General features: G+C 71.9%; 10 protein-coding genes. 3 read left to right on the plus strand and 7 right to left on the minus strand.

Features of this window, described 5'->3' with window-relative positions; all coding sequences use genetic code 11:
• Nucleotides 1-68: 68 nt before the first annotated feature.
• The 4 genes from D7W82_RS01755 to D7W82_RS01775 all read right to left on the minus strand — a co-directional run bounded on the left by D7W82_RS01755 (nucleotide 69) and on the right by D7W82_RS01775 (nucleotide 6,886).
• Nucleotides 69-2,300 carry a hypothetical protein gene (locus D7W82_RS01755; protein ID WP_147439175.1) on the minus strand — a complete coding sequence of 744 codons (2,232 nt, stop codon included), beginning with the start codon at nucleotides 2,298-2,300 and terminating at the stop codon, nucleotides 69-71.
• Between the two features lie 691 nt (nucleotides 2,301-2,991).
• On the minus strand, nucleotides 2,992-4,278 hold the full coding sequence (locus D7W82_RS01765) for a hypothetical protein (protein WP_120616645.1): 1,287 nt from the start codon (nucleotides 4,276-4,278) through the stop codon (nucleotides 2,992-2,994).
• A gap of 131 nt (nucleotides 4,279-4,409) precedes the next feature.
• Entirely contained in the window at nucleotides 4,410-5,903 is a 1,494-nt protein-coding gene (locus tag D7W82_RS42265; RefSeq protein ID WP_120616646.1) for an FAD/NAD(P)-binding protein, read from the minus strand.
• A gap of 140 nt (nucleotides 5,904-6,043) precedes the next feature.
• Nucleotides 6,044-6,886, minus strand: a complete 843-nt coding sequence (locus D7W82_RS01775) for a sterol desaturase family protein (protein ID WP_120616671.1) — start codon at nucleotides 6,884-6,886, stop codon at nucleotides 6,044-6,046.
• A gap of 118 nt (nucleotides 6,887-7,004) precedes the next feature.
• Here D7W82_RS01775 and D7W82_RS01780 point away from each other — a divergent pair, with 118 nt between their 5' ends.
• Nucleotides 7,005-7,715, plus strand: a complete 711-nt coding sequence (locus D7W82_RS01780; protein ID WP_120616647.1) for a TetR/AcrR family transcriptional regulator — start codon at nucleotides 7,005-7,007, stop codon at nucleotides 7,713-7,715.
• Here D7W82_RS01780 and D7W82_RS01785 read toward each other — a convergent pair whose 3' ends face one another.
• From D7W82_RS01785 to D7W82_RS01795, 3 genes are all read right to left on the minus strand, one after another.
• Nucleotides 7,716-8,699, minus strand: a complete 984-nt coding sequence (locus tag D7W82_RS01785) for a sensor histidine kinase (protein WP_120616648.1) — start codon at nucleotides 8,697-8,699, stop codon at nucleotides 7,716-7,718.
• A gap of 312 nt (nucleotides 8,700-9,011) precedes the next feature.
• Entirely contained in the window at nucleotides 9,012-9,887 is an 876-nt protein-coding gene (locus D7W82_RS01790; protein ID WP_120616672.1) for a hypothetical protein, read from the minus strand.
• Nucleotides 9,888-10,240: 353 nt separating this feature from the next.
• Complete coding sequence (locus tag D7W82_RS01795) at nucleotides 10,241-11,629, minus strand: serine/threonine-protein kinase (protein ID WP_120616649.1); 1,389 nt, start codon at nucleotides 11,627-11,629, stop codon at nucleotides 10,241-10,243.
• A 262-nt stretch (nucleotides 11,630-11,891) separates the two neighbouring features.
• Between D7W82_RS01795 and D7W82_RS01800 the strand changes: the two genes are divergently transcribed.
• Together D7W82_RS01800 and D7W82_RS01805 are read left to right on the plus strand one after the other, a co-directional pair.
• A complete protein-coding gene (locus D7W82_RS01800; protein ID WP_171422712.1) occupies nucleotides 11,892-14,156 on the plus strand; it encodes a PAS domain S-box protein in 2,265 nt (754 codons plus the stop codon).
• On the plus strand, nucleotides 14,153-15,031 hold the full coding sequence (locus D7W82_RS01805; protein WP_120616651.1) for an OPT/YSL family transporter: 879 nt from the start codon (nucleotides 14,153-14,155) through the stop codon (nucleotides 15,029-15,031). The genes D7W82_RS01800 and D7W82_RS01805 overlap by 4 nt, the downstream gene beginning before the upstream one ends.
• The last annotated feature ends 13 nt before the right edge of the window (nucleotides 15,032-15,044 follow it).

A 15,044-nucleotide genomic window follows, 5' to 3' on the forward strand; every position in this document is an offset into this window, starting at 1 on the left:
TCCGGCTGGAAGTCTCCTCCGCACGCCAGGGGAGCGTGCGGAACCGGACGGATGGACGCGTGCTCCCGTCAGGCCCGCGACTTGGAGAAGACGATGCTCGCGCCCGTCCCCGGCACCGTCACGGTGAAGGTGCGCTCCACGGTGGCCAGGCCGTTGCCGCCGCGCGACGCCAGCTCCAGGAAGAACGCGCCCGTGGCCTTCAGGTGGAAGGACTGCGCCCACGACTCGGACAGCGCCTTGAACGCGCCCTTGAAGACGGACGGCGAGCGCTGCTCGTGGTTGCGCAGGTCCAGCAGGCCCGCGCGCAGGTCGCGCCACTTGGACACGGTGCCGGGGTTCTTCTGGATGACCTCCGCGAACGTCAGCATGCCGTTGCCCAGCTGCCCTTCGCTGTACGCGAAGTGCCCGACGAGCGGGTTGTTCTTCAGGGTCGCGGCGGCCGTCCTGGCGGCGTCGGCGGCGGACCAGTTCTGCTCCAGGTACGCCTTCCACAGGGGGGCGTAGATGGTCTCCCGCACGGCGGGCCGGTCGCGGCACGGCACGCCGTACCAGGGCAGGGCCCGGGCCAGCGCGCGAGCGAAGGCGGCGTGAGCGTCCGGGTCCGCCGCGCGGGTGATGACGTCGCGCAGCGTCCGGTTGTCCAGCTTCAGCTCCACCCGCGTTTCAAGCTCCTTGCCTCCGGAAGCATCGCGGATGCGCTTGAGGACCTCCTCCTCTTCTGCGTCATCCAGCGCGCCCCAGACGATGGCCTCGTCCACGGCCTGGCGCAGGTCGTGGTCCGACAGCTTGCGAGCGTCATGGGCCAGGAGCAGGTACAGGCCCAGGTCGAAGTCCGCCACGGTGGGCGACTTGCGGAACTCCGCCATGTCCGCCTTGAAGTCCGCGGTCCAGTGCATGTACGGCGTGAGCAGCGTGCCCTTGTAGCTGCGCACGCCCAGGAACGAGACGCGCTGGGGCGACTCCTTCTCCAGGCTGTTGCGCTGCACCACCTGGGTGAGCTCGCGCGTGTCGCTGCCGCCCAGCGCCCACTTGCCCAGCTTCAGGGCGAAGCCCCAGGCCTTGGACTCCTTGTTGACCTCCTTCAGCAGGCACTGCTCCAGCGCCATGCCTTCGGACTGCATGCGCTGCATCGCGCTGTCCATCCGCCCGGACACCAGCAGCGGGTGCAGCGTGCGGGCCTGGGCGTCGGTGCACACGGCGGACAGGAGCGTGGTCTGCTCGCGCAGGCGCAGGTACTCGTAGCGGAAGCCCGCCTCGAACTTGGACTCGGCCAGGGCCTGGACGCGCGTGCGCACGTCCGCGCGGAGCTTCTCCCACTGCGTGCGCAGCGCCGTGGTGTTGGCTTCCAGCTCCCCGAAGCCCAGGCGGTCCAGGATGATGCGCAGGACCTTCGTCTCGTTCTCCGACAGCTTGTGCGCTTCCAGCTTCGTCATCAGGGAGTCGAACTCGGACAGCGGCACCGACAGGAGCCCTTCGAGCACGTGCTCCACCTGCGAGACGACGGCGGCCGGGTCGGTGAGGCTGGCCTCCACGTGCAGGCTGGCTGTCACGCCCGCCTCGCGCGCCACCACCTTCTTCACCTGCACGCGCACCTGACCGGCAGCGGGGCGGGAGAAGACGACGGCGTAGTCGTCCACCACCTTCACCCTGGCGGACACGGTGGCGCCTGCCTTGGCCTCGAAGGCGACCATCGTGCTGGCGGACAGGAGCTTCGTCAGCGTCTGGAGGTTGGACGTGTAGACGTCCGTCCAGTCCAGCGTCGCGGTGACGGACAGCTCGCCGCGCGCCTGGAAGGCGATGGCGTCACCCACGCCCAGCTTGTCCAGCGACGACGTGAGCAGGGGCAGCCGCAGCTCCGGCGCGTCCTTCTTCAGCGCGGCGCGCGCGTTCGTGTCCTGCGTGTGCCGGTGGTAGTCCGCCAGCAGCACGCGCACGTCGCCGTTGGCCGCGAGCGCCACGTAGGGCAGCGGGAAGCCGACGTCCGCCTTCACGCGCGCCTCCACGCCGTACTTGAGCCACGCCTGGTCGCCGCCATGGACGAGCGCCGGTGCCAGCTGCGTCGCCGCGTCGCCGGGGGCCTCGCCCACCACGCCCGCCGCGTCCACGTCCGCCGGGGCGTCATAGCCTTCCACGAAGCCGCGAGCGGACACGTCGAACGCGAACGTCAGGGGGCCCAGCTTCTCTCCCGCGGGCAGCGCATAGCTGGCGGTCGGCAATTCCACGCGGATGTCCGAACCCTTGAGCGGCGCATCCGGCAGCACCTTCGACACTTCGTCCAGCAGCACCAGCTTCCACGACATGACGGCTCCCTCCCCGACGTCCACGGAAAGACCGCATCCTACATCGCCGGTCCGACGTGGGAGGCCGGACGTGAAGCGGGCGCGAGCGACCCACCAGGGAGTCGCCCGCGCCAGCCGAGGCGCGGAAACCTGTCCGACAGTCGGACAGGTTTTGGAGGACCGGGTCCGGCGGGAGGCTCAGGGGATCATCTGGCGGGTCAGCGTCGCCGGGCACGGTGAAGCGGCCGGACGCGTCGGCGGTGACCTGCTTGGGCGCGGCGGTGAAGGCCTCCCCCGTCACGTCCGCGAAGGCGTCACCCACGTGCCACGCGCGCTGGTTGGGGACGACGGAGACCTCCACGGTCTCACCGGCCTGGAAGCCGGAGCCCGTCACGTACAGGTCCCCGCGTCCCGTCTCGTGCGCGTTGAGCAGACAGCCCGAGGACGTGGACGGATACACGCGCGCCGGAGCCTCCACGCGGATGGGGAGCAGGAAGGACGCGACGGGGTCACCCACGGTGAGCAGCACGAAGGGCCATGCGAAGCGCTTCATGGAACCTCGGAGGGGGAGGGAACGACTCCGTACGGAGCATCGTGGAACCGTGCACTCGCGGTGCCATGCGGGTGGACGGTTCCCCTCGGAGGGACGGTGGCTGACGCTGTGGCCTCCGGCGTCACAAGCCGTGACGGCCGCGGCTACAGCGCCACCGGCTCAGGGCACGTCGTGGGCCTGATGGAGCGCGGGCGCGCCGTCCGCCTTCACCACCAGCGGGTCGGGCATCAGCCCCTGGACGCACGAGCGGATGCTGACCCGGGTTTCATCCACGGGCTCCAGCACCAGCGACGTCGTCCGCGTGGGGAGCGCGCGCGGCCACTGGCCCTTCTCCGCGCGGGCCACGTCGACCTCCGCCAGGGCGATGAGCGCCTCGGAGCGCAGCGCGCGCAGCTCCAGCGCTTCCAGGTCCTCGGGCGACAGGCGCACCGACGGGGCCTCCGCCTGACGGAAGTACTCCCCGGCCTTCCGGGCCTCCAGGGCCGCCAGCGAGCGGCGGCGCTCCTCGGCCGGTTGATCCGCCACGGCGAGGAGGCGGTCCGCGTCCTCCACCCACTGACGCCACTGGAGCCGGCGCGACAGGGCCGAGGGCTGCCCGGGTGCGTCGGACCACGTGGGCGGCAGCGCGGCGCGGGTGTCTTCGGAGAGCAGGTCGCGGAAGGCGTGGAGCTGCGCGGCGACGGACTCCTCGTGCAGCGTCAGGGACACCGGCGGGAAGCCCTCGTGCAGCCGGGTGAGCTGCGAGATGGCCTGGCGCTTGCGGGACAGGGAGGCCGCGTCGATGGCGTCCGTGCAGGGCCGCCACATGCGTGCATATCCGGCCGCGGACAGCCGCTGTCCCACGAGCCCTCCGCCCAGGGCCAGCTCCCGGCTCAGCGCGAGCGTGTCCAGGCACGTGTCCACCGCCGGATCCGCTTCACCCCGTGAGACGAGCCGCCGCGTCTCCAGCGCCGCGTCCTCCACCACGTGGCGAAGCGCGTGGATCAGCGCGTCCCGCCTCGACACCTCCGGACCGGCCAGGGGACGCAGGTCCTCTGGAAGGCCGCCGGACTCCGCGTGGGTGGCGGCGAGCACCTGCCGCAAGAGAGGCATGCCCTGCTCCAGGGCTTCAAGGCGGGAGGCGGGGAGGTCCGTCACAGGAGCGCGCCCCTCCATCACGGCCTCCAGGGTCGCGGCCTCCGCCGCGCTGGAGGCCGGCGTCGCGCGAGCCCGCTGGAGCAGCTTGGGCAGGAGCGGAACCATCGCGTCCCCGAAGGTGCCGGGCCGCGTGGCGGTGAGGTGCGCCGGACGCGGGTGCTCCGCGTGCGTCAGCGTGTTCACCTCACGCAGCAGCCGCTGCTCCAGCGCGTCGGTGCGCAGGTGCTGATGCGCCAGCGCCCCGAGGCTCACGAGGACGGACAGGGACACGCCTCCCATGAGGGCGGGGAGGGGGCGCTTCAGTGCCATCGGGACGGGACTCCAGGAGGGGGACCTGGAATCTCGCACGAAACGCCGCGACCCCAACAGCCTCCCACGGAGTGGGCCGTTGGCTGGCGAGCAGGAGGCCCACCTTCAGGTCATGGCGCCTGTCAGGTCCTCTACCGGGCAGGCACACCCGACCGGCGCAGCAGGAGGTCCGCCAGCTCGCGCGCCTGCGCGCGGATTTCCGGCACCGCCGTGGTTTCCCACAAGTCCCCCCGCCGCGTCGGACCCAGCGTGAAGAGGTGGGCGGAGGGCTGCCCGCGCGCGTCCAGCACCGCGCCGTCGGGCGCCGTCGCCAGCCCCATGCCCAGCGCGTCCGCGCGGGCCTGTCCCGCCTCCAGCAGGCCGCGGAGGACGGGCTGGCCGCGCGACGCCGGATTCGACTCAGGCCCGGTGCAGTTGATGACGTGCTGCACGCGCAGCACCTGGGGCTCGCGCTCGCCCCGGTGGCGTATGCGGACCGCCACCGCGTCCGGCTCCAGCTCGAAGCCCAGCACGCGACCCGAGTGGAGCACCAGCCGTCCCTCGCGCCGCCACGCGTCCATCGCGTCGTGGATCTCCGGGGCCATGCGGTGGCGGTGCACCTCCCAGTACGCCCTCAGGTGGCGCAGGAACCGCCGCCGCTCCGGATCCGAAAGCCGCTGCCACAAGGGCGTCGTCACCGGCCGCAGCGAGTCCACCGCCGCGCGCCAGTCCGCGCCCGCCGCCGCCTGCGCGTCGACCTCCTGGCGCATCGTGCGCAGCACGTCGCGGACGCGCAGCGTGCTGAACGGCACCACGCTCTGCGCGGAAGGGGACGCGGCCTGCGTGGCGGTCTCCGCGTCGCGACAGCGGTCCATCTCCCGGCGCACCGAGCGCAGCAGCTCGCGGATGCGCAGGGGCTCCGCCGCCGCGGGCGTCTTCGCGCCGTGCGCGCGGTGCGGGTGCGGCAGCAGGCCATGGCGGGACAGCGCGTGCACCGGGCCCTGATGACCGCGCTCGCCCAGCGACAGCACCGTGTCCACCATGGTGAGCGCCGTGCCGATGAGCAGCACCGACTCACCGGCGCCGATGCCCTCCAGCGCCCCGGGCACCCACGGCGAGCGGTGGTAGTGCGCGCTCGCGTACAGCCCGCCGTCCGGCACGCGCAGGTCCGCGGGCATCGCGTTGCCCAGCGCCAGCACCGCGCACTTCGCCTCCAGGCCCTGGCCGCTCGCGAGCGACACCTTCACGCCGTCCGCGGTGTCCACCACCGCGGTCACCTCGTCGCGCGGCGTCTCCAGCCGCACGCCCGGCGCGGCCCTGGCGGCGGCTTCCTTCAGCACGAACTCCAGGTACTGGCCGTAGCGGCGGCGCTCGGCGAACGCGGACGGCGGCGTGTCCGGCGCCTCCAGGCGCAGCCAGCGCAGGAAGTGCTCCGGGTCGTCGATCCAGGCGCTCATGCGGCCCGCCGGCACGTTGAGCAGGTGCCGCGCGCTGGTGGTGGAGTACGCGACCCCCCGTCCCAGGCGCTCCCCCCGCTCCACGAGGGCCACGCGCAGGGGCGAACGGGCGCCTCGCAAGAGACAGGCCGCCAGCAGCGTTCCGCTGGCGCCCGCGCCGATGATGATCACGTCCTGCCGGGAGTTCACCGCGCGATTCTAGGGCCGGCCCCCCCGGATGCCATCCCTCCCGAGCGTCATCATCCGCTCGGACTGTCCGTCGGCCCACGGCCCCCGACCCTCCGGACCCACCTCCGGAACCCACTTGGGACGTCGGGGCCCGGCGGACCTCAAACCGCCTGGCGCGCCCCGGGCCGCACGGGGAGGGACGGGGCAGGGGGCGCGACCGCCAGCCGCTCCCCGATGCGGGTCAGCCCCTCGCCATCACGAGCGCGCGCATGCACCCGCGGATAGTCCGCGAACGCGGTGCCCAGCCACCGGTCCAGCACCACGGTGTAGAGGCCGTAGTGCCCCTGGTAGCGCGCGTGGTGCAGCGCGTGAAACGTGGGGGTGAAGAAGACGCGGCCCACCCAGGACGTCACGAAGCGCTTCGGCAGCCACTCCGTGTTGCCATGCCCGAACGCGTTGAGGACGTAGTTGGTCAGCATGTAGGCCAGGACGCCCACCTGCGAGCCCGGCATCAGGTGCATGGCCGCGAAGTGCAGGCCGAGCCCGCCCGTCATCAGCACCACCCGCTCCACCACGGAGAACGACAGCGCGGTGAGCGGCTCCGTCACCTGCGCCACGTGGTGCTGCGCGTGGAAGCGGTAGAAGCGCGGCAGGTGCAGCAGCCGGTGCGTCACGTAGAACCACACCTCGAAGCCCACGAACATCCACGCGTACGACCACAGCGCCGTGGACAGGCTGAACGGCGCCATCAGCGGCCCGGCGAAGGCGCGGAAGGCGCCGATGAGCACCGCGTCCGTCAGCACCACGCCCGCCGCCGCCAGCGCCTCGCTGCGCAACTGCCCCTTCGCCAGCTCCCGCCGGTACACCCGGAAGCGCGCCGCCAGCCGCGTGCGCCACACCAGCCAGCCGCCCGCCACCGTCAGCAGCTTGAGCGTCCCGGAGATGAGCAGGACGAGCAGGAACACCCTCGGCAGCGACGGATTGTCGGGCAGCAGCATCTGCATCACGGACCTCGCGAAGGCCAGCACACCCCATGGATAATGCCCGTCCCCAGCTATTGTCAAATCTGACAATAGCGCGGGCGCGTTGAACGGAGGGCTCCGGTGGCTAGGATGCGCCGCGATGGCATCCAAGCGTCCCCAGGGCCGCGCTCCGGCCCGGCGCACCTCCGCCCCCCGTCGTCCCGCGAAGCCCGCCGCGTCCCGGAAGCGGCGCACCCCGGAGGAGGCGCGCGAGGCCATCCTCCAGGCCGCCGAGCCGCTGCTCGTGGAGCAGGGGCCGGACCGGGTGGGGCTTCAGGCGGTGGCGAAGGCGGCGGGGGTGAGCCACGCGCTCGTCACGCACTACTTCGGCACCTACGAGGCCCTGGTGCGCGAGGTGCTCCTGCGCCGCAACGAGCTGCTGGCCGCGTCCTTCCGGGAGCACCTGCTCGCGATGGACGCGCCGCCCAGCGCCGGGGTGCTGCTGGAGCGCTTCTTCACCGTGGTCGAGCAGGGGCAGCACAGCCGGCTGATGGCGTGGGCGCTGCTCACCGGCCGCGCCGAGCACATGCCGCTCGTGCGCGCGCAGGGCCTGCGGCTCTTGGCGGACGCGCTGGAGTTCCAGGCAGGCCGCGTGGCCCAGGCGCAGGGCACGCCGCCGCCCTCGCGCGACACGGTGGACATGACGCTGCTGGTGGCGCTGTGCGCGTCGCAGTGGTTCCTGCTCGCGCGACAGGTGCTGCTGCCCGTGATGGGCCGTCCGGCGGACGCCGCGTCGGACGCGCGGTTCCGCGAGGTGCTCGGCGGGATGCTCCAGGGAGCCCTGGGGATGAAGCCGCCCGGCGAGGGTTGATCAGGTCCAGTCGGCCTGCGAGCGCTGCGCCTGCACGAAGGCGCCCGCCACCGGCAGGGTCACGCGGAAGACGCTGCCCCGGCCGGGCGCGCTCTCCATCGTCAGCGTGCCGCCCAGCGACGTGACGATGCCATGGCACACCGCGAGCCCCAGCCCCGTGCCCACGCCCAGCGGCTTGGTGGTGAAGAAGGGGTCGAAGATGCGCTCGCGGTGCTCGGGCGCGATGCCGCAGCCGGTGTCGCGCACCTCCACCAGCACGTGGCCGGGCTCTCCGGGGCGCGCCACCACGCGCACCTCGTTGCCCTCCGCGTTCCCAGGGGGGATGGACTGCGCCGCGTTGAGCAGCAGGTTCAAGAACACCTGCCCCAACCGCGAGCCGTTGCCCTGCACCGGCGGCACGCCGTCGCACTCCACCACCAGCCGCGCGCGGTGCCGCAGTTCGTGCATGGCCATCTTCGCCGCCGTGCGCACCACCGCGGCCAGCTCCGCGGGCCCGCTGCCCACGTCCTCCGCGCGCGACAGCGTCTGCAGGTCGCGCACGATGAGCCGGATGCGCTCCGCGCCGTCGCGCGTCTCCGCCAGCGCTTCCAGTATCTCCTGCCGGTCCTGCTCCGACAGGCGCTCCTTCTGCTGCAGCTCCTGGTGGATGTACTCCAGGTTGCTCAGGATGAAAGCCAGCGGGTTGTTGATTTCATGGCCCACGCCCGCCGCGATGCGCCCCAGCGCGATGAGCCGGTCCGCGAAGAGCAGCTGGGTCTGCGTCGCGTGCAGCTGCTCCAGGCTGCTGGACAGCTTCGCGTTGGCGGCCTCCAGCGCCGCGGTGCGCTCGCGCACCGTCTCCTCCAGCAGCCGGTTGTCCGAGCAGGGCGTCTCCACGGCGCACCGGGTCTTGGAGCCGGGCCCCAGGCGCTCGAAGGCCTGGCGGAGCGTGCCCCGCCGCCGCGTCATCACCGCCAACCGCCCGACCTTCGCTCGTAACGTCATCGCGGCCCGCTCCACCCACGTCCATCCGCGGCCGTCACCGCTCCTTGTGGCGGGGGTCCCTGCTTCCGGGCACGGCCTGTGGACGACCATCCAACACCGCCGCCCCGTGCCCGGCAAGGTGTGCGCGAGTACGTGATGCCGTCGAGCGGACACCGCTTGGGTTTCACGTCCCGGCTGTCATTTTCCACTGGGGGTTCGGGCGCGCGGGAGTTGAACACCGCACGCCCGGAGGCATCTGGACACGCGGCCGGGGTGGGGCCGAGGTCGTCCATGCCAGCGCACTTCACCATCGGTTCAACAGGTGCGTCCGCTTCAGGCGCCGCAGTCCGCGCGGCAGCTGTCCGCCGTGGTGCCGGGGCCCGCGTGCTCGGTGAACTGGCACACGCCGTCGCCGCAGCGGAACAGCTCCGTGGGCTTCACGCGCGTGGTGATGGCCGGGTACGTCTTCCCGTTGTACGTGCACTGCGTGTAGTAGGGCTGGCTCGGGTCCGCCTTGGTGCAGAACTGCGAGCAGCTGCCGATGTTGGTGATGGGCGCGCAGGAGTCCGCCTTCAGCGACAGGCCGCACGCGCGCGTGGAGCTCTCCGCCGCGCTGAAGTCACGGTCGCGCGCGGCGTACAGGCCCTCGTTGGTGAAGAGGTTGCCGAAGAAGCACGCCTCCTTCGCGTTGAACTGCGACAGCTCCTCGGCGGAGTAGGGAATCGCCGCGCCCTCCGCCGTGCGGCCCAGCACGGACAGCGCGATGTGCAGGCCGTACTTGTTCGCGTGCGCCGCCAGGCACGCGCTCACCGCCTGCTGCTCCGTCACCGTCGCGGCCTCGCCCACCGCCCAGCCCGGCGCCAGGCCCAGGCCGCCCGGCCACGTGTACGTCGCCCCGGTGGACGTGGACTGGAAGGTGCGCGTCTGGCCCTCGGGCACCGCGCACTTCACGATGTACGCCATCACCATCGGCGCGGTGTCCGCGTTCTGGCTGAACCACGCGTTGAAGCTCTGCGTGGACAGGCCGTTGACGGTCAGCCCGTTGACCGTCAGGCCGTTGACGGTGAGCCCGTTGACCGTCAATCCGTTGACGGTCAGCCCGTTCTCCACCTGCTGCGCCTGCTCCACCGACCCGGGAGCGGCTCCCGGCACGGCGTCCTCCGGCATCGCGCCACCGCAACCCACGAGGGCGAACAGCGCCCCCGTCATCAACACCGCCTTGAGGGGTTGGCGTGAGGCAACTCGGTTCCACCACTCGCTGCATCCACTTCCAGGCCGAAAAGCAGGGGTGAGGCGCATTTGGGGGCTCCCGCTCGGGGGTAGTCGGAGGTCCGACTTCCAGAATGTCAGGCAGTCCAGGCTTTCAGCTAGAAAGGTGCTGAAACTGTCAGACAGGGGAATCGTGACGGATTCAGGATCCAAAAGAAATACGTCTTCGTCAAAAAATTATGGTGTGGGTCCAATTCTCACGGGGTCAGACGTGTGCCGGTGAAGGGCATGGAACCACAGGACACCAGTGGGATACGGCGGGGGAGGAGGAGTGCTGGGACGGCGGGAGCGGCCTACTGCGGAGGAGGACCTTCGAGGAACCGTGACGCGGGAGCGGTGATGGCGAAGCCACCAGGGTCCCTTACGTTCCAGGTTGCCACATGCGTGACCGGGCCGCCTACCACCTCGGCCTCGCCGGAGTCGCCGCGTGTCTCCGCCTCACCATGGTGGAGGCAGAGGTGGACGCGGGCGTGGACGGCATCGGCCAGACGCTGCGCCTCGGCTTGCAGATCTCTCAGGGGCTGGAGGGCCTGGGCGGGCGTGGTGCCGGTGGCCAGGGGCCGCACGCCCAGAAGCGCGGTGCCCGTCTGGAGCGCCAGGGTGAAGCTCTCCGCGCGCAGGCCCTGCTCCAGCGTGTCCATGACGTTGGCGAGCGCGGCGTAGGTGGTGTCGTCGTCCAGATCCGTGTCGGGGAGCACCACCTCCGCGTTCACGGCCAGCACGAGCCGCGTCTGGCTCTCCACCTGGTTGGGCTCTTCGGTGGCTTCGCGCAGCGCGGTGAGGAAGGCGTTCACGCTGGGGTAGCGGCGGGTGGCGTCCTTGTCCAGGCAGCGGAGCACCACCGCGTCCACGGCGGGGGACACCGGGGCCTTCACGCTGGGGCGCGGCGGCGGGGCCTCCAGGTGCATGCGCTCCAGCTCCAGCCGATCATCCGACTGGAAGGGGTAGCGGCCGGTGAGCAGCTGGTACAGGAGCACGCCCAGCGCGTACACGTCCGTGGGCGGCCCGATGCTGCCGCCGCGAAACTGCTCGGGCGCCATCGCGTGCGCGGTGCCCAGGCGCTGGCCCGCGGTGGTGAGCCCCTCCTGGCCGGGCTCCTGCTGGATGAGCTTCGCGATGCCGAAGTCCAGGAGCTTCAGCCGGGGCTTCTCCCCCTCCTCCACCACGAGGATGTTGCTGGACTTCAGGTCCCGGTGCACGACGCCCGCGCGGTGCGCCGCCTCCAGCGCGCCGCAGACGGGCTCCAGGTACGCCAGCGCGCGGGACGCGGACAGCCGCCCGCGCTCCTGCACCACCTGGCTCAGCGTGCGCCCGGAGAGCAGCTCCATCACGTAGTAGGGGCTGCCGTCCGGCATCAGCCCGAAGTCGTAGACGTCCACGATGTTCGGGTGGTGGATCTGATTGACGACGCGCGCCTCGCGCACGAAGCGCTGGAGCATCTCCCCCTGGTCCGCCAGGTGCGAGTGCAGCACCTTCACCGCCGCGTGCCGCCCCAGGATGCGGTGCTCCGCCTCGTAGACGCTGCCGTGGCCGCCGGCCGCCAGCATGGACTTGAGGACGTACTCACCCGCGAGGGTGCCCGGCCCGCGCTCGGGACGGGGAGGTGTGTCGTGCCCCTTGTCCGGGGCGTTCGCGTTCGCGCGCGCCTGGATGCGGAAGGTGCTCTCGGAATCCACCGCCATGAATGCCCCGCACCCTACCATCCACGGGGTGGGTCGCGAGTACCCGTGCCGGGTGGGCTGCCCTGCCTGCCTGCCTGCTCGTTCACCAGGAGTCAGGGTCCCTGTCCTGAAGGGGGAGGGGACGTTCATTGGAGGCCGTTGGGGTATGGTTGCGGTCCGGGCCAGGACTTCGGGCCCATACGGAGCGCGGCGTCATGCACGACAGGCGGCGAGGACACTGCCAGCCCGAGCGCAGGGGAACGTCAGGGGGCTTGCATACATGATGACGTTGGTGGACGAGCTCACGACCTGCGCGGGCCAGTCGGTGACGGCCCCATCCTCGACCGGGGCGTGCCTCATCCTCATCAGCACCACGACGCCGGCGGCCATTGGCAAGGCGTACCGGTTGGAGCCGGGTGAGCACGTCATCGGGCGTGGGTCGGAAGCGGAGGTGCGCATCGACGACCACGGGGTGTCGCGCAAGCACGCGCGCATCCTGCGCAAGCCGGACGGCTCGTGCCTCGTCACGGACCTGGAGTCCACCAACGGCACGTTCCTCAACGGCCTGCCGGTGTCCACCGCGGAGCTGCAGGAGGGCGACCGGCTCCAGGTGGGCACGGTGACGGTGTTCCGCTTCTCCCGCCGGGAGGTGCTGGAGCAGCGCGAGGAGCAGCTCAGGCAGGCGCTGTCCGCGGCGCGCGTGGGCATCTGGGACTGGAACGCGAAGACGGGGCAGGTGACCTGGAGCGAGCACGTGGACCGGCTCCTGGGCCTGGCCGTGGGCAAGCTGTCCGGCCGCGCCATGGACCTGGAGGAGGTGGTGCACCCGGCGGATCTGCCCAGGCTTCGCGCGGGGCTGGCCACGGCGCTGCAGCAGCGCTCGCAGGTGGACGTGGAGTACCGCATCGAGCCCGCGGGCAGCGGCTACCGCTGGATTTCGTGCAAGGGCGACGTGCTGCTGGACGCGGCGGGCCAGCCCGCGCGGGTGACGGGCACGGTGATGGACATCACCGCGCGCAAGCAGGCGGAGCAGGAGCTGCACCGCCAGGCGCTCATCTTCGAGAGCATCTCCGACGGCGTCGTCATCACGGACCTGGCGGGCGGGGTCATCGACTGGAACACCAGCGCGGAGCGCATGTTCGGCCGCAGCCGCAAGGAGGCCATGGGCCAGACGCTCTTCAGCGTGCTGCACCCCGGTGAGCCGGACCGGCTGACGGGCGCCGTCCTCACCGCGCTGGAGGTGCACGGGCGCTGGAGCGGGGAGCTGGAGTTCAAGCGCGCGGACGGCATGGCGTGCGTCTGCGAGTCCGTGGTGGTGCCGCTGCGCGACGCGGAGGGGCGCATCATCGCGAACATCATGGTGCACCGCGACCTGAGCGAGCGCCGGCAGCTCCAGGCGCGCCTGGTGGTGGCGGACCGGCTGGCCAGCGTGGGCACGCTGGGCGCGGGCGTGGCGCACGAAATCAACAACCCGCTGGCGTACATGCTGGTGAACCTGCACCTCATCCGCGAGGGGCTGGACAAGCTGGAGGCTCAAGGAGCCCCGTCCGAGCCGGTGGCCTCCATCCAGCAGCTGGTGCGCGAGACGACGGAGGGCGCGGAGCGCATCGCCACCATCGTGCGGGACCTGAAGGTCTTCGCGCGCGGCGAGCAGGAGTCGCGCCCCATGCCGGTGGACGTGCGCCGGTCGGTGGAGCTGGCGTGCAAGATGGCGGACAACGTCATCCGCCACCGCGCGCGGCTGGTGACGGAGTTCGAGCCCGTCCCCGCGGTGGAGGCGAGTGAAGCCCGGCTGTGCCAGGTGTTCCTGAACCTGCTGCTCAACGCGGCGCAGGCCATTCCGGAGGACCCCTCCTCCGTCACCGAGCACGAGATTCGCGCCATCATCCGCCCGGGCGAGCCGGGCAAGGTGGTGGTGGAGGTGCGCGACACCGGCGTGGGCATGACGCCGGAGGTGCTGGGGCGCATCTTCGATCCGTTCTTCACCACCAAGGCGGTGGGCGTGGGCACGGGGCTGGGGCTGTCCATCTGCCACGGCATCGTGGAGTCCATGGGCGGCTCCATCCACGCGGAGAGCACGCCGGGGCGGGGCAGCACCTTCCGCGTGGTGCTGCGCTCGGCGGCGCACGAGGTGGACCTCTACCCGCGGCTGTCCGCGACGGCGCCAGCGGGGGCGCGGGCGCGCATCCTGGTGGTGGATGACGAGCCCAACGTGACGGTGGCGCTGCAGCGCTCGCTGGCCTCGGAGCACGAGGTGTCCACCGCGAACAGCGCGCAGGCGGCGCTGCGGCTGGTGAACGAGGGCGGACGCTTCGACCTCATCCTCTGCGACGTGATGATGCCGGGGATGACGGGCATGGACCTGTACTTCGAGCTGGGGCGCTCGGCGCCGGAGCAGGCGGGGCGCATGGTGTTCATGACGGGGGGCGCCTTCACCCCGCGCACGACGTCGTTCCTGCGGGACGTGCCCAACCTCAAGCTGAGCAAGCCGCTGGACCTGGCGCAGCTGCGCGAGCTGGTTGGCCGCTCGGCGGAGGCGCCTCGATGAGCGCCTCCTCCGGTCACCCCGCCGCTCCTCCGGAGGTCGCGGCGGGGCCGGAGGCCCCCGTGTCCGTGGCGGCGGCGGGGATGGGGCTCGCGGGCGCGCCGGCTCCAGCGGGCCGGGAGTGGACGGCCCGGTCGCTGGGGATGGGCCTGCTCATCGGCGTGGTGCTGGCCGTCACCAACCTCTACATGGGATTGAAGACGGGCATGTGGGACTCGGGCTCCATCGCCGCGACGGTGCTGGGGTTCAGTGCCCTGGCGCCTTATGGGCGCAGGCGGGGCGTGCCCTACACGCCGCTGGAGAACAACCTCACGCAGACGGCCGCGGCGGCGGTGGGCGCGATGCCCGCGTCGGCGGGGCTGCTGGCCGCGATCCCGGCGCTGGCCCTGCTGGGCACGGGTGTGCCGGGCTGGGGCATCGCGGTCTGGGGGCTGGTCCTGGGCGTGGTGGGCGTGCTGGTGGCGGGCTTGTTGCGGCGGCGCCTGCTGGAGCAGGAGGCCCTGCCGTTCCCCACGGGCATCGCCACCGCGGAGCTCATCTCCACGCTGCACGCGGCCACGCCGTCCGAAGCGCAAGGCTCGCGGACGGGAAGGGGCCGGACGCTGGTGGGCTTCACGGTGGGGGCGCTGTCGACGCTGGCCGCGAGGAGCCGGGCTGCGCGGTGGTTGCCGTCGCCGGTGGCGATGGGCATCGGCTTCATCACCCCCGCCTACTTCGCGGTGACGCTGTGCCTGGGCGCGGGGATGGTGATGCTCGCGCGGAAGTGGCCGAAGTCGACGGACGCGCACGTCTCCTCGCTGGGCGCCGGAGCGCTGGTGGGGGAATCGCTGATGGGGCTCCTCGTCGCGGCGACGACGGTGCTCTCGCGGTCGGCGTAGAGACAGGCGGCGC

Source organism: Corallococcus sp. CA049B (assembly GCF_003611685.1).
Taxonomy (GTDB): Bacteria; Myxococcota; Myxococcia; order Myxococcales; family Myxococcaceae; genus Corallococcus; species Corallococcus coralloides.

Coding starts and splice junctions, on each gene's coding strand:
- D7W82_RS01775 (WP_120616671.1), bottom strand. CDS start 6,886: ATGCAGATGCTGCTGCCCGACAATCCGTCGCTGCCGAGGGTGTTCCTG.
- D7W82_RS01795 (WP_120616649.1), bottom strand. CDS start 11,629: ATGGCGGTGGATTCCGAGAGCACCTTCCGCATCCAGGCGCGCGCGAAC.
- D7W82_RS01785 (WP_120616648.1), bottom strand. CDS start 8,699: ATGACGTTACGAGCGAAGGTCGGGCGGTTGGCGGTGATGACGCGGCGG.
- D7W82_RS01805 (WP_120616651.1), top strand. CDS start 14,153: ATGAGCGCCTCCTCCGGTCACCCCGCCGCTCCTCCGGAGGTCGCGGCG.
- D7W82_RS01790 (WP_120616672.1), bottom strand. CDS start 9,887: ATGACGGGGGCGCTGTTCGCCCTCGTGGGTTGCGGTGGCGCGATGCCG.
- D7W82_RS01780 (WP_120616647.1), top strand. CDS start 7,005: ATGGCATCCAAGCGTCCCCAGGGCCGCGCTCCGGCCCGGCGCACCTCC.
- D7W82_RS01755 (WP_147439175.1), bottom strand. CDS start 2,300: ATGTCGTGGAAGCTGGTGCTGCTGGACGAAGTGTCGAAGGTGCTGCCG.
- D7W82_RS01800 (WP_171422712.1), top strand. CDS start 11,892: ATGACGTTGGTGGACGAGCTCACGACCTGCGCGGGCCAGTCGGTGACG.
- D7W82_RS01765 (WP_120616645.1), bottom strand. CDS start 4,278: ATGGCACTGAAGCGCCCCCTCCCCGCCCTCATGGGAGGCGTGTCCCTG.